The sequence below is a fragment of the Providencia sp. PROV272 genome (assembly GCF_049901975.1).
Classification (GTDB): Bacteria; Pseudomonadota; Gammaproteobacteria; order Enterobacterales; family Enterobacteriaceae; genus Providencia; species Providencia stuartii.
Genome location: NZ_CP096291.1, coordinates 2,711,125 through 2,733,114 on the forward strand (window position 1 = coordinate 2,711,125; position 21,990 = coordinate 2,733,114).

The 21,990-nt window shown below is 41.0% G+C and carries 20 protein-coding genes and 1 pseudogene; 10 read left to right on the top strand and 11 right to left on the bottom strand.

Annotation, left to right across the window (positions count from 1 at the left end; genetic code table 11):
• Positions 1-57: 57 nt before the first annotated feature.
• Positions 58-930 carry a DMT family transporter gene (locus tag M1E93_RS12510; RefSeq protein WP_004918734.1) on the bottom strand — a complete coding sequence of 291 codons (873 nt, stop codon included), beginning with the start codon at positions 928-930 and terminating at the stop codon, positions 58-60.
• 325 nt (positions 931-1,255) lie between these two features.
• Here M1E93_RS12510 and M1E93_RS12515 point away from each other — a divergent pair, with 325 nt between their 5' ends.
• Positions 1,256-1,465: a hypothetical protein gene (locus M1E93_RS12515; protein ID WP_004918732.1), complete on the top strand. Its 210-nt coding sequence runs from the start codon at positions 1,256-1,258 to the stop codon at positions 1,463-1,465.
• Between the two features lie 56 nt (positions 1,466-1,521).
• Here M1E93_RS12515 and M1E93_RS12520 read toward each other — a convergent pair whose 3' ends face one another.
• Positions 1,522-2,994 (bottom strand): DASS family sodium-coupled anion symporter, encoded by a 1,473-nt coding sequence (locus M1E93_RS12520; RefSeq protein ID WP_014658088.1) that lies wholly within the window; start codon positions 2,992-2,994, stop codon positions 1,522-1,524.
• A 677-nt stretch (positions 2,995-3,671) separates the two neighbouring features.
• On the opposite strand from M1E93_RS12520, the gene cutA reads away from it, so the two are divergent.
• Complete coding sequence (gene cutA / locus M1E93_RS12525; RefSeq protein ID WP_004918729.1) at positions 3,672-4,019, top strand: divalent-cation tolerance protein CutA; 348 nt, start codon at positions 3,672-3,674, stop codon at positions 4,017-4,019.
• Between the two features lie 231 nt (positions 4,020-4,250).
• On the opposite strand, the gene betA is transcribed toward cutA, so the two are convergent.
• From betA to betI, 3 genes are read right to left on the bottom strand one after another with little or no spacing between them, the layout of a single operon-like run.
• Positions 4,251-5,918 carry a choline dehydrogenase gene (betA, locus tag M1E93_RS12530; protein ID WP_004918727.1) on the bottom strand — a complete coding sequence of 556 codons (1,668 nt, stop codon included), beginning with the start codon at positions 5,916-5,918 and terminating at the stop codon, positions 4,251-4,253.
• A gap of 39 nt (positions 5,919-5,957) precedes the next feature.
• On the bottom strand, positions 5,958-7,436 hold the full coding sequence (betB, locus tag M1E93_RS12535; RefSeq protein WP_004918726.1) for a betaine-aldehyde dehydrogenase: 1,479 nt from the start codon (positions 7,434-7,436) through the stop codon (positions 5,958-5,960).
• 34 nt (positions 7,437-7,470) lie between these two features.
• Positions 7,471-8,067, bottom strand: coding sequence for a transcriptional regulator BetI (gene betI / locus M1E93_RS12540; protein WP_104873400.1), 597 nt, complete (start codon positions 8,065-8,067; stop codon positions 7,471-7,473).
• Positions 8,068-8,278: 211 nt separating this feature from the next.
• Between betI and M1E93_RS12545 the strand changes: the two genes are divergently transcribed.
• Together M1E93_RS12545 and M1E93_RS12550 are read left to right on the top strand one after the other, a co-directional pair.
• On the top strand, positions 8,279-10,321 hold the full coding sequence (locus tag M1E93_RS12545; protein WP_004918722.1) for a choline transporter: 2,043 nt from the start codon (positions 8,279-8,281) through the stop codon (positions 10,319-10,321).
• A 184-nt stretch (positions 10,322-10,505) separates the two neighbouring features.
• Positions 10,506-11,420, top strand: a complete 915-nt coding sequence (locus M1E93_RS12550) for a chitinase (RefSeq protein ID WP_014658085.1) — start codon at positions 10,506-10,508, stop codon at positions 11,418-11,420.
• Positions 11,421-11,452: 32 nt separating this feature from the next.
• On the opposite strand, the gene M1E93_RS12555 is transcribed toward M1E93_RS12550, so the two are convergent.
• A complete protein-coding gene (locus M1E93_RS12555; protein ID WP_014658084.1) occupies positions 11,453-11,809 on the bottom strand; it encodes a hypothetical protein in 357 nt (118 codons plus the stop codon).
• A 206-nt stretch (positions 11,810-12,015) separates the two neighbouring features.
• A complete protein-coding gene (gene kdgR, locus M1E93_RS12560) occupies positions 12,016-12,801 on the bottom strand; it encodes a DNA-binding transcriptional regulator KdgR (RefSeq protein WP_040133018.1) in 786 nt (261 codons plus the stop codon).
• Positions 12,802-13,040: 239 nt separating this feature from the next.
• On the opposite strand from kdgR, the gene M1E93_RS12565 reads away from it, so the two are divergent.
• Positions 13,041-13,994, top strand: a complete 954-nt coding sequence (locus tag M1E93_RS12565) for a sugar kinase (protein ID WP_104873399.1) — start codon at positions 13,041-13,043, stop codon at positions 13,992-13,994.
• Between the two features lie 2 nt (positions 13,995-13,996).
• Positions 13,997-14,614, top strand: coding sequence for a bifunctional 4-hydroxy-2-oxoglutarate aldolase/2-dehydro-3-deoxy-phosphogluconate aldolase (locus M1E93_RS12570; RefSeq protein ID WP_014658082.1), 618 nt, complete (start codon positions 13,997-13,999; stop codon positions 14,612-14,614).
• A 152-nt stretch (positions 14,615-14,766) separates the two neighbouring features.
• Here M1E93_RS12570 and M1E93_RS12575 read toward each other — a convergent pair whose 3' ends face one another.
• On the bottom strand, positions 14,767-15,495 hold the full coding sequence (locus tag M1E93_RS12575; protein ID WP_042116490.1) for an RNA polymerase sigma factor FliA: 729 nt from the start codon (positions 15,493-15,495) through the stop codon (positions 14,767-14,769).
• Between the two features lie 222 nt (positions 15,496-15,717).
• A complete protein-coding gene (locus tag M1E93_RS12580; protein WP_104873398.1) occupies positions 15,718-16,800 on the bottom strand; it encodes a FliC/FljB family flagellin in 1,083 nt (360 codons plus the stop codon).
• Between the two features lie 349 nt (positions 16,801-17,149).
• Between M1E93_RS12580 and fliD the strand changes: the two genes are divergently transcribed.
• Genes fliD through fliT form a run of 3 tightly spaced genes read left to right on the top strand, consistent with a single transcriptional unit; the run spans position 17,150 to position 19,360 of the window.
• Entirely contained in the window at positions 17,150-18,577 is a 1,428-nt protein-coding gene (fliD, locus tag M1E93_RS12585; RefSeq protein WP_426206975.1) for a flagellar filament capping protein FliD, read from the top strand.
• Between the two features lie 5 nt (positions 18,578-18,582).
• Positions 18,583-18,981: a flagellar export chaperone FliS gene (fliS, locus tag M1E93_RS12590; protein ID WP_004918702.1), complete on the top strand. Its 399-nt coding sequence runs from the start codon at positions 18,583-18,585 to the stop codon at positions 18,979-18,981.
• The gene (gene fliT, locus M1E93_RS12595) at positions 18,971-19,360 is read left to right on the top strand and encodes a flagellar protein FliT (RefSeq protein WP_004918700.1); all 390 of its coding nucleotides are present in this window, start codon (positions 18,971-18,973) and stop codon (positions 19,358-19,360) included. The genes fliS and fliT overlap by 11 nt, the downstream gene beginning before the upstream one ends.
• A gap of 40 nt (positions 19,361-19,400) precedes the next feature.
• Here the strand turns inward: fliT and def are convergent, their stop codons facing one another.
• The gene (gene def / locus M1E93_RS12600) at positions 19,401-19,904 is read right to left on the bottom strand and encodes a peptide deformylase (protein WP_004918698.1); all 504 of its coding nucleotides are present in this window, start codon (positions 19,902-19,904) and stop codon (positions 19,401-19,403) included.
• Between the two features lie 597 nt (positions 19,905-20,501).
• Between def and M1E93_RS12605 the strand changes: the two genes are divergently transcribed.
• Complete coding sequence (locus M1E93_RS12605) at positions 20,502-21,221, top strand: YadA-like family protein (RefSeq protein WP_036943751.1); 720 nt, start codon at positions 20,502-20,504, stop codon at positions 21,219-21,221.
• 135 nt (positions 21,222-21,356) lie between these two features.
• Here M1E93_RS12605 and M1E93_RS12610 read toward each other — a convergent pair.
• Positions 21,357-21,475 (bottom strand): annotated as a pseudogene (locus M1E93_RS12610) (IS200/IS605 family transposase); the annotation flags it as partial.
• Positions 21,476-21,990: the final 515 nt, after the last annotated feature.

Consider the following 21,990-nt stretch of genomic DNA (forward strand, 5'->3'; position numbering starts at 1 on the left):
TAATAGCTGCTTTAATTTAAAAAATCTCTATTATAAGGACTATTTTTAGTAAAAGTCTTATTTTGATAATGCACGAAAAGAGCGCCATCGATAATAAAAGAGAGCACTTAAAATAAGAATACAACCTATTATTTGGATCATTGGCATCCGTTCATGATACCAAATGGCAGCAACAAACACGGTCATCACCGGTTCTAAAATCATAATAATGGCAGCGTTCGCGGCAGTGGTATTTTTTTGCCCAATCAACTGCAAAATAAAACGTAAGCTAGTTGCTATCACCACACTGGCAATAAACCACATCAATATCGATGGCGCTAACGTGGTTGGCCACTCCTCTAATAAAAGAGATAACGTCAAACCAACCACGCCCGTACAAGCCAACTGAATAGCCGTTAAAGGTAAAACAGGAACACTACGCGCATAGACGCTGGTATAGCAGAAATAAATGGCTTGAACGATTGCGGCAGCTAAAAACCAAAGTTGACTACTCTTAAACTGAACTTGCCCCTTAAACAGGGTTAAACACGCTAAGCCTAATACTGCAACAGGTAACGCTTGCCAAAAATAACGTGTCGGCCGTATTTTTAAAAGCACCCAACCCACTAATGGCACAAACAGCATGGCTAGGCTCATGATAAACGCGCCCTCACCTAGCGAGTCTGTTGTAGCAACGGCATAAATCCATAAAACGAGGTTGAGGGCCATCCATCCCCCCGTCATCAAAATACTCGGTAGTTGTTGCAAGCGAATATGATGGCGTTTCCCCCAACAAAAAGGGGCTAGAATGATCGCCGCCAATAAGAAACGACTACCTAAAAAAGCAAATATTGGCATGCCTTGTACAGCTTCACGAGAAAAAATCCATCCCCATGCGGCAATAAAAGTGGTCAGCACTAAAAATAGTTCGGCTTTCCTTTGCGACTGCATATTTTATTTTACCTATCAATCACGACATTATTGTCATCATCATACTGTCTATACTATTTATGCCAATCTCTATTTTGCCTCCTTGATTAAATAGGGCTTTGAAAACCTCTTCATTTCCTCTTAACACGCCAATGACATTAATAAAATACAGTTATCAATCACTATTCCTTCCTATTGACTGTTTTCTCATCGAATAAATGGGGAAATATGCCATTAAACTAGTCAATTTTTCTGAAATTTTGGGGTGACATAATGCAAATAGATAATTAATCAATGGCTTGATGCAGTGAGCACATTACGCATCAGCTCAAAAAGGTAGGTCGATATGTCAATCACACATAAACATCCATATAACGATTCAGAGAAAATTAGTCAGATAAAAAGCGCTATTAATACACGCAAATATGCTCATCCTGCTGAAATTAGCTTGTTATGGAAAAATGCCATGAACTCATCGTTCAATCTCAGTTGGTCTAAAGTGATGTTAGCGGCGTGTATCTCTACCGCTATTGTATTACTGTTGACATCCTACTAAACAAAAAAATGGCCGGGATCTTCTCCGGCCATTGCGGTTTTTGTTTGAGTAATGAATTACCAGAAACCTAAGACTTTCCACCAAATACTGCCTAAACCAATCCAGATAATAAGGTTGACGACACTCATCACAAATCCGGCTTTCCACCATTCGCCGAGTGTTACGTAGCCTGAACCGAAAATAATGGGGGCAGTTCCTGTGCCGTAATGGGTCAGAGACATCATCAAAGAAGAGGAGAATGCTAAGGTTAAGCCGAGTAACATCGGTGGAGCGCCAAGCGCTAAACCAGCCGCAAAGAAAGCAGCAAACATCGCGGTAATGTGGGCGGTTGTACTCGCAAAGAAGTAGTGTGAATAGACATAGATAAGCACAAGGATTAATGCTCCCCAAACCCAACTCAATCCCATATTATCGATTGAAGTCCCTACTGAGATGGACATCCATTTAATTAAACCTAGCTTACCTAAGAAACTTGCCATCATCACCAAAGCAGCAAACCAAACAACGGTATCCCAAGCCCCTTTGTTTTTTAATACATCATCCCAATTGATGACGCCCGTGGCTAATAAAATACCCAGTCCAATAAATGCGGCCGTTGTTGCGTTAATCTTATAAGCAGGTCCAAATACGTGTTCGGGTACTCCTGCCCACATCACCAGTAATAGCACAAACACGCCAAGCGTAATAACTTCTGGTAATGAAATTGGGCCCAATTGTTGTAAACGCTGTTTTGCAAAATTAGGCGCATCAGGGGTTGACGTAATTTCAGGTTTATACATGAAATAGATAACTAACGGCATCAAAATTAACGACACCAAAGCAGGTGCAAATGCTGCTAGCGCCCACATTGACCAAGTTAATTCATTTGCTCCTCCAGCTTCGCTGACAATCAAACTGACAATTAAAGGGTTTGGCGCCGTCGCGGTAATAAACATCGCTGAAGTAATCGGGTTAATATTATAGTTAACCAAAGAGAGATAACGCCCTATTTTACCGGCAGTACCATCATCGGCCTTAGAGCCAAAACTATCCGCAATGGAGCGCATAATAGGGTGAATGATCCCCCCGCCACGCGCAGTATTACTTGGGGTCACTGGCGCAAGTACTGTTTCTGCAATCGCCAGTGAATAAGCAATACCTAATGTTTTTTTACCAAATAAGGAAATAACATAATAGCCAATCCTCGCGCCTAATCCGGTTTTATTTAGGCTCATTGAAACCATAATAGAAATACCGATTAACCAAATCAGGTCATTTGAGAAACCACTTAACGCATCCGCTATCGCATCCTTTGTGGAGTTTGGATTAGTCACTCCCGTTGCAGCCACTAAAGCAATGGCAATAATGGAAACACCGCCAATAGGAAGGGCTTTACCAATAATTGCGGCGATCGTTCCAACAAAGAGTGCTAATAGATGCCAAGCATCGGGATTAACACCTTCGGGAACAGGGATTAAGAACCAAATAATAAGTGTGATTGCAACTGCTATCAATGTAGGTATAGGTTTTAATGGGGTCAGTTTATTCATATCGGGCATCCATACATGTTTTTAAGATGGAAATAAAAAATTCTTAGCAATATATTTTTTATCATTACAAATATGTTAACTAAATATCTTTGGCAGACATTGATCGTTATCATTGACATAGCTATTTTTACATATAAAAAACGATTTAAATTTAGTAACAAAGAGTAATTAGTAATTACAACAATTTACTAATAGTATTTAACAAGGAACCATCATAATATTAACTTTTATTTTATAAACGACAACGACAATGTATAACATTCATATAAAAAGCACGTTTATTGCCTTAAATAATTAACCATACAAAAAACATTGTTTATTTAATTTAAAATAGACGTTGAAACATCAACAATATACAAAACCCAATGATTTATTTATATTACAATAGGTAAAAATGCAGGCTGAATCGAATTATTCATACAAATAATCTTAATTTTGCTAAATAGCATTAAATAACAAATTCAAAAATTTAGAGTTAAATGTACAAATAACACGCTATTCATCAATGAGTACTTAGATGTTTTAATAACCTTATATCTTATTAGATAGTCTAGTAGGAAACTATTTACCACTACATTACAATTATCACTTGATTAAACTTCATACATATTGTGGTTATTTAATCTAATCTTAATCATGGACACTCTGAATTAGATAACTATTCTAAGGAAATATAGATGATAAAGCATGATGTAAATTGTTATAAAGAGCACCAACCTTGCATTATTTTATGTACAACAAACAGCCAAAATAATGCGGTCAAGATTGCTCAACAGTTATTAGATAGACGCTTGGCGGCCTGTGTTTCATTGCTGCCTGAGATAACCTCCATTTATCAATGGAAGAACGAGATCGCACAAGATAAAGAGGTACTGTTACTCATTAAATCTACTAATAAAAACCAAGCTGAATTGTTTTCTGCTATCAAGGAAATCCACCCATACGAAACTCCTGAATTGATTAGCCTCGATTTGGATCAGGTCGACAGTGGATATTTGGCGTGGTTAGTTAAATCAGTCAAATAAGCGTCATCATGGTGTTAAATAGTGAGGTTGTTCTCAATATTCCACTCTCCATGGCGTTACCGATAGATTCGCTAACTGGTCTGCTATGGTAAGTAAAAAATAAATGCTATACAGAAGTTCTCGTTTTCGCTTTATTTGCCCTCTTTATTGAGGGCTTTTTTCGATGATTTTTTTTGGTCAGTCGAAAAAATGACCCCTTCGCTGGCTGGGGCCATTGATAGATTAATGCAACTATAGCTGGCGAACAGGGGCATCCCCTGCAACATAATAATCAGCCTGACTTGCCGGTAAGGGTTCACGCCCACGGATTTTATCCGCCATCTTTTCGGCGATCATAATTGTCGTTGCATTCAAGTTACCTGTAATAATCAAAGGCATGATTGAAGCGTCAATCACTCTTAGATTTTCAAGGCCATGTACACGACCTGCACCATCAACGACCGCCATTTCATCGTATCCCATCTTACAAGAGCCACAAGGATGGAATGCCGTTTCAGCGCGCTCGCGGACAAAAGCATCAAGCTCGTCGTCTGATTGGACATGCTTACCGGGGCTAATTTCCTCACCTCGGTACGGATCTAATGCTGGTTGAGCCATAATTTCGCGGGTAATGCGAATGGCGGCACGGAACTCTTCCCAATCCTGCTCACTCGACATGTAATTAAACAAAATACTCGGGTGTTGGTAAGGATCCGTTGACTTTATCCTCACACGCCCTCGACTCGGCGAACGCATAGAGCCTACGTGAGCTTGGAAACCATGTACATTTACTGCATTACTGCCGTTGTAATTAATTGCAACAGGCAAAAAGTGGAACTGGATATTTGGCCATGCAAACTTATCACTTGTCCTGATAAATCCGCCCGCCTCAAATTGGTTACTAGCACCGATACCCGTTCCTTTAAACAACCACTCCGCACCGATAGCGGGTTGGTTATACCATTTTAATGCTGGATAGAGCGAAACGGGCTGCTTACACTCATATTGCAAATACATCTCAAGGTGATCTTGCAAATTTTGCCCTACCCCAGGCAACACATGCACCGCGGGGATATTAAACTCTTTGAGCACATCTTCTGGCCCTACACCTGAACGCTGCAATATTTGAGGTGAAGCAATGGCGCCAGCACACAAAAGCACCTCTTTACGGGCTTTGGCATGCACGGCAGTTTTACTGCTCCCTTGGTAGAATTTCACGCCAACCGCTTTTTTCGATTCAAATTCAATAACATCTGTAGTGGCGTGGGTAATAATGGTCAGATTTTTACGTTTTCTAGCCTGATCGAGATAACCTCGAGCCGTACTCGCACGACGCCCTTTTGGTGTTACCGTTCTATCCATTGGACCAAAGCCCTCTTGTTGATAACCATTTAGGTCATCTGTTCTTGGATAGCCAGCCTGAACCCCCGCTTCAACCATGGCATGAAACAAGACGTTATTACCATTTTTAGGCGTAGTCACACTGACAGGACCATCGCCACCATGATAATCATTTGCACCGATATCCCGCGTTTCCGCTTTGCGAAAATAAGGTAAACAATTGAGGTAACTCCAGTCTTCTAAACCTGGAGTTTGCGCCCACCCGTCAAAATCCAATGCGTTACCTCGGATATAACACATACCATTGATCAGCGATGACCCCCCAAGCCCTTTTCCGCGCCCACACTCCATACGGCGGTTGTTCATGTAAGGTTCAGGATCAGTTTCATAGGCCCAATTATAGCGTCGACCTTGTAATGGATATGCTAATGCCGCTGGCATTTGTGTACGAAAATCGAACCTGTAGTCCGGTCCTCCAGCTTCAAGGAGCAGCACAGTAACATCAGAATCTTCTGTCAGGCGGGTAGCAAGAACGTTACCGGCTGAACCAGCACCGATAATAATGTAGTCATAGACCATTGTTATCTCCTCTGTTTCAGTCAAATTAAAAATAAGAAATTAAAATACGGATGCAAACTCCCCAAGTTCGACTTGTATTGATTTGATTTGAGTATAATTTTGTAGTGTGACTAAGCCATTTTCACGGCCAACCCCTGAGTGCTTATAGCCCCCGACAGGCATTTGCGCGGGTGATTCACCCCATGTATTAATCCAACAAATTCCGGCTTCTAATTGATGAATGACACGATGCGCGCGGGATAAATCACAAGTCACGATCCCCGCTGCCAAGCCATATAGCGAGTTATTCGCGCGTTCAATCACCTCATCTTCAGATTGGTAACTGAGAATGCTCATCACAGGGCCAAAAATCTCTTCTTGAGTGATTTGCATATCATCAGAACAGTCGGTAAATACCGTAGGTAATACATACGCGCCTTGAGCAAACTCACCTTCTGTGAGGCGTTCACCTCCACAAAGCAGTTTCGCCCCTTGTTGTTTACCAATTTCGATATAACGCAACACATTTTCCATATGAGCAAAACTCACTAGCGGGCCAAAATTGGTTTCATCATCAATAGGCGAGCCTATTTTGATACGTGCAACACGTTGTTGGATCTTCTCTTCGAATTGCGTTTTTAAATGTTCTGGAACAAAGACCCGCGTACCATTAGTACAAACTTGCCCCGAACTGTAAAAATTAGCCATCATGGCAATATCAGCAGCCTTATCCAGATCTGCATCATCAAAAATAATCAGTGGTGATTTCCCCCCTAACTCCATCGTGACATCTTTTAGAGTTGACCCAGAGGCATTTGCCATCACTTTTTTACCTGTAGGCACGCCACCTGTGAAGGAAATTTTGGCAATGCCCGGATGCTCCGTCAGCCATAGGCCCACATCAGCGCCTCCTCCTGTCACCACATTAAACACACCGGCAGGTAGCCCAGCTTCTGTGTAAATTTCCGCTAATTTGAGTGCGGTCAATGAGGTCACTTCACTTGGCTTAAAGATCATGGCATTACCTGCGGCTAAAGCAGGAGCAGATTTCCAAAGTGCGATTTGGATAGGGTAATTCCAAGCACCGATACCAGCGACAACACCTAACGGCTCACGGCGCGTATAGGCAAATGAACTGTCGCGTAATGGGATCTGTTCGCCTTCTAAAGCGGGGATCAAACCGGCGTAGTATTCGAGAACATCCGCCCCCGTCACAATATCCACATAACGCGTTTCTGAAAGTGGCTTGCCAGTATCTAATGTTTCTAACTGAGCCAACTCGTCATTACGTTCACGTAAAATATCAACTGCTCGACGTAAGATGCGTGAACGCTCTATTGCCGTCATTGATGCCCATATCTTTTGCCCTTGTTTGGCACTTTCCACCGCCCAATCGATGTCTTCATGTGTCGCCGATTGTAAACGAGCGATCACTTCACCGTTCGCTGGGTTAATTGCATCAAACTGCCCACATTCCGGTTGTGAGCTATCTACATAACCACCATGAATATAAAGTTTATGTAATTGTGGTTCGTGCATAATATCTCCCTCCTATTAAAACGTTTCTTTTGGTTTAGCTATCCCGCGACCGACTGAGCTGCATATCGATATACTCATTCGTGATGGTCAACGCATCCTGTAATGGAAAAGCTTCATTACTCAATGCACTACGTAACCATAACCCATCAATTAACGCCGCCAGCCCTTTTGCGGCCATACGCGCGGCGTACTTATCGAGTACTCGAGCAAACTCATACGTTAGGTTGGAATACAATCGCCTATCATTCACTTGCTGCAACCGATTTAAATTCGGTTGATGCATGCTACTTGCCCAAAAGGCTAACCATGTTTTCATCGCCGCCTCACTGATTTGCGAAGAATCAAAGTTACCTTCAACGATGGCTTGAATGCGCTGTTTAGGTTGGGCATGACTCAGCATTCTTAAACGCATTGCCACGGCGATCCCAAGTTGGTACTGAATATGACGCATGGTGGCTTCTAACAGACCATTTTTATCGCGGAAGTAATGGCTGATGATCCCTGTTGATACACCCGCCTTTCGAGCAATTAACGCGATACTGGCCTCTTGCATGCCCACTTCATTAATCACTTCAAGTGTGGCTTGAATTAACTGCTGCTTACGTATCGATTGCATTCCTATTTTCGGCATAACCTCTAGACCCAAAAAAATACAGTGAACCCTGTTATTAAACTTTTTTTTAATTGAACATTCAATCAATATTAACTATATTTTATCACAATTGTTTTACAAAATCAGGAGAAAGATAGATGTAAAAAAACAACTCTTTGCAATTAATTCAATTAATTAGCAAAGAATGTAACTTTTAACTTTTGAATAAATAAAATTGTGGAAACTGCCGATGACAACTCAAAATAGTCCAAAAAATCAGCAGAAAGACAAATTAAACTCTGTGGTTTTTTTCACTTCTGCTGGTCTAATACTAGCATTTTCATTTTTCACCATACTCATGACAGAAACCGCCAACCAATGGATCGTCGCAACACTCGGATGGGTATCAAAAACGTTTGGTTGGTACTACTTGTTAGCCGCAACGCTGTATATTGTCTTTGTGATATTTGTGGCGACATCACGCTTTGGTAATATCAAATTAGGGCCGGAGCAATCAAAACCTGAATTTAGCGTATTAAGTTGGTCTGCCATGCTGTTTGCGGCAGGGATCGGTATCGACCTAATGTTTTTCTCTGTTGCCGAGCCTGTCACGCAATATATGCTGCCACCCACTGGCGAAGGGGAAACATTAGAAGCAGCTCGTCAGTCGATGGTGTGGACTCTCTTCCACTATGGCCTGACGGGCTGGTCTATGTATGCGCTGATGGGGATTGCGCTCGGTTACTTTAGTTACCGATATAATTTGCCTTTAACCATTCGCTCTGCCCTTTACCCTATTTTTGGTAAACGTATCTATGGGCCAATCGGCCATACTGTCGATGTTGCCGCCGTTATTGGTACAATTTTTGGTATTGCGACCACATTAGGTATCGGTGTGGTACAGCTTAACTATGGTTTAAAAGTCCTGTTTGATCTCCCCCAAGGGCTTGGCGTACAAGGTGGCCTGATTTTACTTTCGGTCATTATGGCCGTTATTTCCGCCACATCTGGGGTTAATAAAGGGATCCGTATCTTATCCGAACTGAATGTTTTGCTCGCATTAGGGCTGATTTTATTCATTTTGTTTGTTGGTGATACGGAATTTTTACTCAATGCGTTAGTGCTTAACGTTGGTGATTACATTAATCGCTTTATGGGAATGACGCTTAACAGCTTTGCTTTTGATAGACCAACAGATTGGATGAATAGCTGGACGCTATTTTTCTGGGCTTGGTGGGTTGCATGGTCGCCGTTTGTGGGCTTATTCCTCGCACGAATTTCCCGTGGACGGACAATTCGCCAGTTTGTCATTGGCACGCTGATTATCCCTTTCGTGTTCACCCTACTTTGGTTATCTATTTTTGGTAACAGCGCCTTATACGAAATCATTCATGGCAACAAAGAATTGGCAGAAACGGTGCTTGCCGCCCCTGAAAAAGGCTTTTACTCCTTACTAGAGCTCTATCCCGGGTTTGGTTTGACCGCATCGGTGGCAACGATCACTGGCCTACTATTTTATGTGACCTCTGCGGATTCTGGGTCACTCGTACTCGGGAATTTCACCTCAAACCTAAGCGATATCAATAATGATGCGCCTAACTGGTTACGTATTTTCTGGTCAGTGGCGATTGGTTTATTAACCCTAGGTATGTTGATGACCGATGGGGTTGCCGCACTACAAAATACGACCGTGATCATGGGGTTACCTTTTAGTTTTGTGATCTTTTTTATTATGGCGGGGCTGTATAAATCGCTAAAAGTCGAAGATTTCAGGCGCGTCAGTTCACTCACCACCAATGCACCAGCGCCTTTATATGGCAATGGTAAGTTAAATTGGAAACAGCGGTTGGGCCGTGTGATGAACTTCCCCGGTACCACTTACACTCAACGTATGTTGGATCTAGTGTGTACGCCTGCCATGCAAGAAGTGGCAAAAGAGCTATCACTACGCGGCGCTAATGTGGAATTTAATATTCTGCCCCCTGCCGAAGATGAGCGTTTAAATCACCTAGAGCTCGTGGTTGATTTAGGGGAAGAACAGAACTTTATCTATCAAATTTGGCCGCAACGTTACTCTGTTCCCGCCTTTACCTACCGCGCACGTTCAGGTAAATCCCATTACTATCGCCTAGAAACTTTCCTTTGGGAGGGAACACAAAGCAATGATTTAATGGATTACACCAAAGAACAGGTGATCAGTGATATTTTAGATCAATATGAAAAACATCTTAATTTCATTCACTTAAGCAGAGAAGCGCCAGGGGCAACATTAACCTTTCCTGAAACTAATTAATCGTTTTACTGCAAAGGGGCCATTAGGCCCCTTTTTAAGCTGCAACAATACACGTGTTTTTGAAATAAATTTCATGACAAGTGATTAATCTGTTCATCATTTGACCAATAAATATGGCGTATTTTGTTCATTAATGGCGCGATGCCAGATGGCTAAAATTCCCCCTATTCAAGGAGAAATGATGATGAACAAGACACTATTTGCCCCTTATTTGGATGTGACCGTTGATGCGATTTGGAATGACCCGCTTTCTCCTAACGGCAAACCAAACCCTAAATATAGCCAAGCTGCAATTAGTCACAGCGTTGATGGTGTTTACTTGGCTTTTTTAACCGCTGATCCTAATAATAATGCCGCATGGGGAGCATATTCGAGTATGCCTATCGCTTGGGCTAAGCCATTTTGTGATGCGTTAATTGAAGCCAATATCAAAGTGATTGTGTCATTCGGAGGTGCAGCTAACTATGATGTCTCTGCAAGGCAGACTGTTGACCAATTGATTGCAACTTACCAAGAAGTCATTGATATACTTGGTGCCTCACAACTGGATTTTGATTTTGAAAATGATTTATACGATGCCGATAAAACCTTTACCGCACTATCAACCATCGTGAAAAATAACCCTGATATCACCTTGAGCCTAACGTTACCTGTTATGCCGTATGGCCTTGTCGAAAAAGGGTTAGCGCTAGTACAAAAATCGGTTAACGCAGGTTTAAAAATGAAAGTGAATGGTATGGCGATGGATTATGGTCAAGGAACGGATAAAAATATGGGGCAGGCCGCCGTAGATGTGGCAACCAGTCTAAAAAACCAATTAAAAACCTACTACCCTACACTGACAGATGCTGAGCTGTATGATTTAGTACAAGTCACACCGATGATCGGCCTTAATGATGATAGGTCTATGTTTAATTTTAACGATATCAATACATTAAGTAATTTTGCAAAAACTAATGGTGTGAACTTAATTTCAATGTGGAGCTTAACCCGCGATAGGGTCGGCGTCGGCGAGTCCGCATCAGCCTCTTATTCAGGTAACCCCGAGCAAACCAAAGATTTTGAATACACGGAACGCTTCACTAACGCACTGAAATAACGGCCCAAGGTGAGGCGATACATTGCCTCACCTTATTTTCCTGCTTGTTCAATCATGTGCTTCAATTGTTGCGGATCATGCAACCATGCTGGCTCACTAGTGCATCCCATCGTGGTGAAAGAGCGATGACAGACATCATTACCCCAACTATCCCACGCATCATTTTGTTGTTTTTGAGCAAGTAAATCTTCATAGCTGCGCTCCTCTTCAGCGACTTTCTTGTTTGGATCAAACATGAAGCGTTGCTGCTGCTTGATAGCATCAATACCTTGATAATCTTCATCATACACACGGTCAGCAGGCGCTTTTTCTGTGAAGGTATAATCCGTTGCTATGGCTTGGGGAGACATAATAAATAGGCTAAATATCAATAAATTTTTAAGCATCATCATATTTTCATTACAAGATAATGCCAAAATTATAAATATGACAAATGAGATGGCGAGTTTTATCAGTAAAAACTCGCGTGATTGGTCTTTTTATCCGCAAATAAGTGATAGTTTAACCAAGCATCAAACGATTGATTTAATTAAACTTTAATATCAAATAGTCAATCATATAAAGCTCAATGAAAAATAACTGGTTTAAACCCTGACTATGACGGATAAGCGTGGTATCCCATTTTTTCTGAAATCTGACGTCCGGCAGCCTTTAGCAAACGGATATAATATTCCAACTGCTGTTCATCAAAACGAATTGTAGGAAAGGAGATTGATAGTCCTGCTATCACATGCCCTAAGCGGTCATAAATAGGTACGGCAATGCAACGTAACCCTAACTCTTGCTCTTCCCTATCCTCTGCATAATGTTGCTCTCGCACCACCGCTAATTCAGCCATTAACGCCTCAATACTCAATAGTGTTGTATCGGTTTTTTTGACGAATTCAATCTGCGCTAAAATACCTGTTACTGTTGCTTCATCCTGCCATGCTAAAAGCACCTTACCGATCGCGGTACAATACAATGGATTACGCCGTCCAACCCGTGAGTACATGCGCAAGTTGTAGCTAGAATCAATTTTATGAATATAAATAATCGCATTATCATCAAAAGCACCAAGGTGCAGCGCTTCATGGGTTAACTGTCCAATATGGCGCATCTCCTTATCAGCAATTTCAATTAAATCAACATACTCTAGAGATTTAGCCCCCAACTCGAATAGTTTAAGCGTCAATGAATATTTATCCGCTTCCCCTTCCTGTGCCACATAACCTAATTGTTTCATGGTTTGCAAGAAACGATAGGTAGTCGCTTTTGACATCAGCAGTCGTTGTGAAAGCTCAGACACACCAATCTCTTTTTGTTCTCCTAATGCATTGAGAATACTGAATACTTTTACTACTGACGAAACGGCATCCGTTTGCGTGACCTTATCCACCATTCACCTTCCTATTTATTCAAATCAATATGATAGCCATATCAGATGGTTTGATGTGCTGACTTTATGTTTACTCAACAGCATAAAGATCACTTTCATGAAAAACAAGAACGGTGATTTGATATTTTTAAAACAGCGTTTCATTTTTATTTGAACTTGTCTAAAAAATAGGTTTTAATGCTGTTAGCTAATGAGGTTTGACTCAATTCGGTTATAAAAAATAAAAACGATAGGTGGTAAAAATGGCTACAGCTTTGCAAGTTGCCGTGATTGGCGAATGTATGGTTGAGTTACAAAAATCAGGGGAATTATTTAAGCAGACTTTTGGCGGAGACACCCTAAATAGTGCACTCTACCTTGCACGTTTAACCCACAAACAAGGTGTTGTCACTCGCTATTTAACGGGGCTTGGTCAAGACCCCTTTAGCCAACAAATGCGAGAAAGTTGGCAAGCCGAAGGGATCTATACCGACCATGTCGTGATCGCCGAAAAACACCTTCCCGGTATGTATTTAATTGAAACATCAGAGGATGGCGAGCGCCGTTTTTTTTATTGGCGTGATAACTCAGCGGCCAAATTTTGGTTGAATGAGCAAACCGCCGAGCGAACTCAACAATTACTCAATCAACAGCAATATATCTATCTAAGTGGGATTAGCTTAGCCATTTTACCTGAACCCGCTCGCCAATTACTGTTTACACTGTTAGCAACGGCTCGCCAATCAGGTGCTAAGGTCATTTTTGACAATAATTATCGCCCTGCATTATGGCCTTCTGTCGAGGCGGCACAGCAAGCCTACCAACAAATGTTATCACTGACTGATATTGCATTTTTAACTTTTGATGATGAGCAACTGCTGTATGGTGATCAGCAAGAAAGCCAATCCATTGCACGTGCACAGCAGCAGGGTGTTGAAGAGATCGTTATTAAACGCGGAGCAAAACCCTGCTATATCATCATTCACGATCAACAATTCGAAGTGGCTGCGAATAAAGTGACTCACGTCATTGATACCACCGCCGCTGGCGATTCTTTCAGTGCAGGCTATCTTGCCTGTCGAATTCTAGGTGGCTCTCCTGAAGAAGCGGCTCGCACAGGCCATTTACTTGCAGGAACCGTGATCCAACACCGAGGCGCCATTATTCCGCGTGAAGCGATGCCTATCATAGAGCTAAACAATATCAAAGGGATCTAAACATGAATCAATTAATCGAAAAACTAAAAAAAATCAGTGTGGTGCCAGTGATCACAATCAACAAGGCGGAACATGGCGCGCCTCTCGCACAAGCGCTAATGGAAAATGGTCTACCTTGTGCTGAGGTCACCTTTCGCACTCCCGCCGCAGTACAAGCGATTAAAAATATGCGAGCAGCATACCCCGAAATCCTTATTGGGGCGGGCACGGTATTGACCACGCAACAGGTTGATCAAGCCATTGACGCTGGCGTGGATTTTATCGTAAGTCCAGGTTTTAACCCTAAAATCGTCGCTTATTGCCAACAAAAAAATGTCATTATTATCCCTGGGCTCAATAACCCAAGCTTAGTTGAGCAGGCATTAGAATTTAATTTAACCACAGTGAAGTTTTTCCCAGCAGAAGCTTCTGGTGGCGTAGCGATGCTAAAAGCAATGAGCGCGGTTTATCCTGTTAACTTTATGCCAACGGGTGGGATCAACCCCAAAAATATCAAAGAATATAAAGCACTACCATCTGTATTAGTTTGTGGTGGCTCGTGGATGGTGCCTAATGAGCTGATCGATAATGAAAATTGGCAAGCTTTAGGCCAATTAATTGCTGACGCTGCGAGCCTTTAACCAACGCCTCTGGCGCTCTTTACACTATCTTAAGTCAAGAGCGCCAACTTATAGAAGCGTAGCGATAATACGCAATAAATTACAGTCACATTATTGATACTCTCATCCTTTAGCTAGCCACTTCCCTGTCTGCTCTTTTAATCGTAAATAGCCTACGACTCCGTTAATGATTTTAAGCGACCGCGTAAACGTTTTATGGCTTGGCTATGGAGCTGACTGACTCGCGACTCTCCGACCTCCAAAACCGCACCAATTTCTTTTAAGTTCAATTCTTCTTGATAATAGAGGGTAAGTACCAGTTTCTCCCGCTCTGGTAACTGCTCAATTGCCTCAATGATTTGTGCGCGTAGATTAGACTCCATCAGTAAACTTAATGGATTGCCTCCATCACTTTCATCAATAGCAGGCTCACAGCTTTCGCCATGAATTTCATGCCATTCATCATAGGAATAAAGTTGACTGTTGTTGGTATCAAGTAAGGCTTGACGGTATTCTGTAACGTCAATATTGAGTGCTTGGGCAATTTCACTTTCCGTCGCACTGCGACTCAATGATTGCTCTAATTCTCCAATGACTTTAGCCATTTCACGAGCTTGTCGGCGCACACTACGCGGTGCCCAATCTCGACTGCGCAATTCATCTAGCATGGAGCCGCGAATACGCTGCACTGCATAAGTGGCAAATGATGCTCCTTGAGAAGCATCGAAGCGCTCTAACGCATGCAATAACCCGATACCGCCAGCTTGAATAAGATCATCAATATCGACGCTCGCAGGCAATCTCACTTGTAATTTTAGGGCCTCATGTCGTATTAAGGGATAATAACGCTCCCATAGGCTATTTTTATTAATTACACCTTCGGCAGTATACAAATCACTCACAACCGGAATCACCCTTTAAAACTTATATAAAGGTATTCATTATGCTAGCTGCACAATAATTCAATCCGTAGAGTAATGAGGTAAATTAGTGCTATTTATCCTAACCTAAATAAATTTAGCGAAGACAATTACACTGTGAATATATAATGTGATGCCTGAATGATAAACAAAAAGGCCAGAACAACGTCTGGCCTTCAATCACTGATATTAATCCGTGACGAATTAACGTAACAGGCTCAGAACACCTTGTGGAACTTGGTTTGCTTGTGCCAGAACTGAAGTACCTGCTTGTTGCAGGATTTGACCACGGCTCATGTTAGACACTTCTGTTGCAAAGTCAGCGTCTTGGATACGGCTACGTGCCGCACTCAAGTTGTTGACTGAGTTGTTCAGGTTATTGATAGTAGATTGCATACGGTTTTGGAATGCACCCAGTTTAGAACGGTATGAATCCACATTTTTCAGTGCAGTATCTAAAGTATCTAATGCGTCAGATTTTGCAGCAGTACCACCACCTAGACCAGTGATCTCAGCACCTTTCACATATTCAGTTTTACTTGGAGTAGTTGTTGTGTCTTTAGTCGCTGCGTACCATTTATTATCTGTTGTATCTTTGATATAGAATTTAGCAGGATCTGTTTTATCTGCATAAATTTCAGCAGTGCCAATTTTTGCGCCGCCAGCGGTTCCAACAGCATAGCTATCAGCATCTACGGTGATTGCAGTGCCTTTACCTGCTGGCTCTTTTGGACCAGCTGCAGCCGCAGAAACCTTCTCAACTTTGTCTTTGAAATCTTTGATACCTAGTGTATCAAGATCCATTTTTTGCATTTCCATGCTGATAGTTTGACCATCTTTCGCACCCACTTGGTAAGAAACAGTGTCACCATTTAGAATTTGTGTTCCGTTAAATTCAGTGTGTTGATAGATACGGTCGATTTCATCCAGACGTTGTTGTACTTCATCACGAATTGAAGTGATATCGCTGTCAGAGTTACTGCCGTTAGCTGCTTGAACAGTCAGTTCACGGATACGTTGCAAGTTTTCGTTGATTTCGTTAACTGCGCCTTCAGCAACTTGCGCCATTGAAATACCGTCGCTCGCATTACGAGAAGCTTGGGTCAACCCTTTGATGTTAGCAGTGAAACGGTTAGCAATCGCTTGACCTGCTGCGTCGTCTTTTGCGCTATTGATACGTGAACCTGAAGATAGACGCTCAATTGCAGTACCCAGTACGCTTTGTGAACGGTTTAGGTTGTTCTGAGTTGTCAGAGACAGGATGTTAGTGTTGATAACCTGTGCCATAATATATGTCCTTGTTATTCCGTAATAATAAAGTTAGCCAATCTGTTAGGCTTTACAGTTTGTTGCCAGCAATACCATTATCGGCGGCATAAAAAAGGGCTTTAGGGATTTCGACAAAAATTTTTTATCTCAAAGCGAGAAACCCAGCTACCGCCCCGCTCCAAGCGGTAAATTATTTTGTCAAAATAAATTTATAAACCGCAAATTTTAAATTATTGATTATCAATAGAGATAAATACCCTGTTTTGTAGGGTCAACTCCTGCCATCATTATTTATCGACTTAGTCTAAGATTTCCGTTCTTCTCGCCGATAACCCTGTAAATGAGAATAATTTTTTAGGAGAGAACAATGGCTGGTATATCGACACTCGGTATCGGGGCAAACTTAGACTTAAATAACCAAATGGACCAACTTGAAGCGATGGAAAAACGTCGCCTTGAGCCATTAACGGCACAAAAAGCCAGCTATGATGCACAGATTAGCGCTTTTGGTAAGATGCAGTCATCTCTAGAAAAATTAAAAAAAGCGGCGGAAGATCTTAAAAAATACAATGATATCAGCACCACCAAAGTGAACGGTGAATATAAAAGCTTCGACGTTAAAACAGATGGCAAGGCCGTAGCTGGGGTTCATGATGTCCTAGTCACTCAACTTGCGAAAGCACAAACTATTGTGACTAAAGGCCATAATGATAATAAAAAATTATTAGGTAACGGTAACGCAGAGCGAACTATCACTATCACTCAGCCTGCTGAAGAAGATCCCATTATTATCAAACTTGATAATGAACACACCTCTTTGGTTGAAATCGCTGATGCTATCAATAAAACAGATAAAACGGTCACCGCCGCGGTGATCAAAGATAAAAGTAATCGTTATCATCTTGTCGTTACCTCCAAAAAAGAAGGTACTGAACACCGTATTAATATCAAAGTTGAAGGTGATGACGAGCTCGCTAAAATACTGAATGTTGAGTCTGAACTAGACAGTGGTGGAAATGTCGTTTTAAAAGATAAAGAAAACATCGGCATGGAGCAAAAAGTTCCCCCGCAAAATGCCTTGCTAAATATTGATGGTTTTGAACTTGAATCACAAAGCAATGAAGCAAAAGATCTCTTTCCTGGGCTCACTTTGACATTGAAAAAAGAGAGTGAAGACAAAAAACCTGACCATTTGATCATTTCTGAAGATATTGAGCCCGCTAAAGCAAAAATTAAAGCGTGGGTAGACGCCTATAACGAATTCCAGAATTTAGCCAAAGAATTGACCAAATATACGCCAACAACGAAAGGAACCGCCCCAGATAAAACCAATGGCCCACTCATCGGTGATTCGACATTACGCACAATTCAAAGCCAATTACGTACTCAAATACGTTCAGCACAAGATAGTGGTGAAATTAATTTATTAAATAAAATGGGGATCACACAAAAAGTTGATGGCACATTAGAGATAGAAGATAAAAAGTTCGAAAAAGCGTTAAAAGAGAATCCTGGTAGCGTCAAAAGTTTCTTTATGGGGGATGGTAAAGAGACGGGCTTTGCAACCGAGAACTTTAATTTCTTAAAAGATACCCTCGATGCCCGCGAAGGCACACTGCATAACGCGACTGATGGCGTACAAAAGAAAAAGAAAAGCCTTGATAAGCGTATTGAACAAACTAATAAGCAGATTGAAAACACCATGGATTTATACCGCCGCCAATTCCAAAATTTAGATAAAATGATGAATTCACTCAATAGCACCAGTAACTCATTAGGCAGACTGTTAGGTTAATAATTATGTATCAGCAAAAAGCAAAACAAGCCTACCAACAAGTCGATTTGGAAAGTGAAATTGCCAATGCGACCCCATACCAACTGATTAGCATTCTCTATCGAGGGGCGTTAAGCGCCCTCAAACGTGCTGAAATTTTTATGCAACAAAATAATATCGCTGCAAAAGGCAAAGAACTTTCTAAAGCAATCGATATTATTGACACAGGTCTAAAACAGGCGCTCAACCATGAGGCCGGAGGTGAAATCGCCGATAATCTTGCAAGTCTTTATGACTATATGATCATGCGCCTATTAAATGCTAATCTTGAAAATAATGTGGCTTATATCCAAGAAGTTTACCAATTACTCTCCGATATCGCGTCAGCTTGGCAACAGATCGGGGCAAATGTGGATGAAAGATAACCAGGTGAATAATAAAAAACCTACCGATTTATATGAAATCTATCGTGATGTCTTAGCATTAAGTGAAAATTTAGTCGCACTCGCAGAAGCACAACAGTGGGAACAGTTAGTTGCCCACGAAACAGAATATGTTTATGCCGTCGAAAATTTAACGCAGCTAACTCATGAGTTTGAAGCACACCAACCCATCACCGATGAGTTGGTTAGGTTATTACATCAAATTATTGAGAACGAGCAGATCACGAAAACGCATTTACAACAGCACTTAGATTTTTTAAGTAAAGAAATGAAGCAACTGGACCAAAAACGAGCACTCAATAATAGCTACGGCCAATTTAATGAGCCAGATACGCCAATAACAATAAAACCCATTGAATAGCCATGTGTGTCAGGCGGCCTACCTGACACTTATGGATCGATTACTGTCTTAAACGCTGCTGTTTCTTTAGTTTTTTCAACAGCATATTGCGTTTTAAGGTCGATAAATGATCAAGAAAAACCTTTCCATGCAAATGGTCAATTTCATGCTGCATTACAATCGCCAAAAATTCATCAGAATCGGTGATAAACGCCTTCCCGTCTCTATCTAGCGCCTTAACTTTTACGCGCTTAAAACGTGCCACATCAGCATAAATTTCAGGCACGGATAAACAACCTTCTTGGTAGCTCGTTTCCCCTTCACTTTCAATAATTTCAGGGTTAACAAATACCATAGGCTGATCACGGTTTTCAGAAATATCAATCACCATCACCGATAATGTTGCGCCAATTTGCGTCGCTGCTAAGCCAATACCATTATCGGTGCTGTACATGGTATCCAATAAATCATCAATTAATGGCTGTGCTGCCGCAATGTCGGTGACTGGGTCACATTTAACGCGTAACCGCTCATCGGGTATCTCAATAATAGCTCTTACTGCCATATCTCAAAAATCCTATCTGTCATACTCTTTATTCAAACTATTACGCATTATCGTCTTTTTAAATTGACGATAAGATGCAAAAAATGGCATTACCCACTAGCTAAAAAAATCACATCAAGATCAACTAGGTTAACCTAAAAATAAAACACCCTATAATTTCACAGAAAAATAACATGTTATCTAGAAAAAAACACTAAAAATAATAGCCGCTTATTTTTATTGCTACATCGTTTATCGTCGCCCCATCGCAGCTTAGCAACCCTAACTATGCTAAGGTTTTAACCATATGATTAATTAATAATATAAATTAATAAAAATCGTTATCTCAGAAAATACATTCAAAATGCTAATATTTTAATCTCCGTTATTTATGATAATAGTAAAATTAAAATATCATGGCATATTGCTTTTATTTTATCATTTATAAAGTGTATAAAACCGCGCTTAATTCATACCAAATCACTTTTTACGATATCATTGAGAGTAATATTAGAATATTCAAAAGTGGCCATTAACTCTAATATAAATTAATGCCTCTTTTTGAATGTAATAAAAGCAAAAATTAGAGGCGTTTATTTCATTAATAAGGATATCAACATGAAAAAAACGTTATTGGCGAGTTCAATGGCGGTATTAGCACTTTCACATTCAGCACAGGCGGCCCCCCTATTTCCGAGCGCAACAGAGGTTGCCTTCGATGTCGCTGAGTCACTAGCTGAGTTCCAAAAAGCCGCTGAATTATTCAAACATTACAGGGCAGAACAAGCAAAAAATATCGAAATACCTACCCTAGAAGAGTTAGTGTATCAACAACTCATCAAACAAGATAAAAAAGTGACGCCGACGATCACGGAGATTGATGAAAAGATCCAACAGTCGATTAATATTAACAATGATTATATTGATAACCGATTGATTGAGCATCACCGTGATTTAGACAATAAGCTTGAGTTACTCGATTCACAACACAGTACAATCCAAGCTGAAAATCAAAATAGGTTTGCCCATTTCCAGCAAAATTTCGATAACACACAAGCCTTCAATAAAGTACGTTTTACCCAGCTAGATAAAAAAATCACTAAAATGGAAAAACAGGCCAACTCAGGTATCGCTTCTGTGGCAGCTATGTCTAATATCCCTTATTCGTTAAATACACGTTTTAGTGCTGGCATTGGCTTGGGTCATTACCGTAATGGCAATGCTATTGCTGCTGGAGCACAATACCAATTAAAAAAGGATCTGAATCTGCGTAGCTCTATCGCATGGAATAATGCCGATAGTGCGGTTGTTGGTGCAGGTATCGCCATTGGTTGGTAACTCATCATTTTTGATGATATTTATGCTTAAGTAAAAAATATCCTCCGGCGTAGCCGGAGGTTTTTAATATGCGCCGATAAGGCTTTGTTACCTACCGCGCCCTAACAGGCGCACAACGGCTCTGACATTCTTCTACTCACATAACTTTCTTAAAATACTGCCTACCGCTCTACGTTTTTCACCGTGAAAAACTTGTCTTCTATATTTGGGTGCAAATTCCATCGTGTATGCGCTAAGCTCTTTTCGTCTCCCATTGGAACCCCCCTTTTGATTTCTTATTTGACTCTTCCCGTTGCCAGGCCGCAAGATGTTTTAACAAATCAAAAGGGGTTTTTATATCTTATTCAAAACTGAAAGCTTTACGGCCCCCCAGCCTAGCTGGGGTTTTCTATATACAATGAACTGTTTCCATTTACTGAGCGCCTTCTCAACTTTCTGCTTCAATTGAAAGTAAAAAGAAACAGTTAAAATATTTATTTATCCACCCCCAAAATGTTCAAAACAATTTAATCAACAGAGTAGTTGTCTAAAAAAACACGTAAATTAATCCCTCAACCCAATATATGATGACATAGCTTATCTTTAATTTATTAATGTAGCGTTTCATTTAAGTTTTTCACTCGCGGAGCCAATACCTCTGTGCCTTCTTTTGCAAGGTATAATTGACCCAATATCTAGCTCTATGACTTTTGTGCTCCAACAAAGTAATAAAAGAAAGAGACTCTAGAGCATACACAAGTATGTAACGAGGGCGAGCGAGCGTCGCCAA

Excerpts from the sequence above, each read along its gene's own strand:
- M1E93_RS12510 (WP_004918734.1), bottom strand. The coding sequence starts at position 930 with ATGCAGTCGCAAAGGAAAGCCGAACTATTTTTAGTGCTGACCACTTTT.
- M1E93_RS12515 (WP_004918732.1), top strand. The coding sequence starts at position 1,256 with ATGTCAATCACACATAAACATCCATATAACGATTCAGAGAAAATTAGT.
- M1E93_RS12520 (WP_014658088.1), bottom strand. The coding sequence starts at position 2,994 with ATGAATAAACTGACCCCATTAAAACCTATACCTACATTGATAGCAGTT.
- cutA (WP_004918729.1), top strand. The coding sequence starts at position 3,672 with ATGATAAAGCATGATGTAAATTGTTATAAAGAGCACCAACCTTGCATT.
- betA (WP_004918727.1), bottom strand. The coding sequence starts at position 5,918 with ATGGTCTATGACTACATTATTATCGGTGCTGGTTCAGCCGGTAACGTT.
- betB (WP_004918726.1), bottom strand. The coding sequence starts at position 7,436 with ATGCACGAACCACAATTACATAAACTTTATATTCATGGTGGTTATGTA.
- betI (WP_104873400.1), bottom strand. The coding sequence starts at position 8,067 with ATGCCGAAAATAGGAATGCAATCGATACGTAAGCAGCAGTTAATTCAA.
- M1E93_RS12545 (WP_004918722.1), top strand. The coding sequence starts at position 8,279 with ATGACAACTCAAAATAGTCCAAAAAATCAGCAGAAAGACAAATTAAAC.
- M1E93_RS12550 (WP_014658085.1), top strand. The coding sequence starts at position 10,506 with ATGAACAAGACACTATTTGCCCCTTATTTGGATGTGACCGTTGATGCG.
- M1E93_RS12555 (WP_014658084.1), bottom strand. The coding sequence starts at position 11,809 with ATGATGCTTAAAAATTTATTGATATTTAGCCTATTTATTATGTCTCCC.
- kdgR (WP_040133018.1), bottom strand. The coding sequence starts at position 12,801 with ATGGTGGATAAGGTCACGCAAACGGATGCCGTTTCGTCAGTAGTAAAA.
- M1E93_RS12565 (WP_104873399.1), top strand. The coding sequence starts at position 13,041 with ATGGCTACAGCTTTGCAAGTTGCCGTGATTGGCGAATGTATGGTTGAG.
- M1E93_RS12570 (WP_014658082.1), top strand. The coding sequence starts at position 13,997 with ATGAATCAATTAATCGAAAAACTAAAAAAAATCAGTGTGGTGCCAGTG.
- M1E93_RS12580 (WP_104873398.1), bottom strand. The coding sequence starts at position 16,800 with ATGGCACAGGTTATCAACACTAACATCCTGTCTCTGACAACTCAGAAC.
- fliD (WP_426206975.1), top strand. The coding sequence starts at position 17,150 with ATGGCTGGTATATCGACACTCGGTATCGGGGCAAACTTAGACTTAAAT.
- fliS (WP_004918702.1), top strand. The coding sequence starts at position 18,583 with ATGTATCAGCAAAAAGCAAAACAAGCCTACCAACAAGTCGATTTGGAA.
- fliT (WP_004918700.1), top strand. The coding sequence starts at position 18,971 with ATGAAAGATAACCAGGTGAATAATAAAAAACCTACCGATTTATATGAA.
- def (WP_004918698.1), bottom strand. The coding sequence starts at position 19,904 with ATGGCAGTAAGAGCTATTATTGAGATACCCGATGAGCGGTTACGCGTT.
- M1E93_RS12605 (WP_036943751.1), top strand. The coding sequence starts at position 20,502 with ATGAAAAAAACGTTATTGGCGAGTTCAATGGCGGTATTAGCACTTTCA.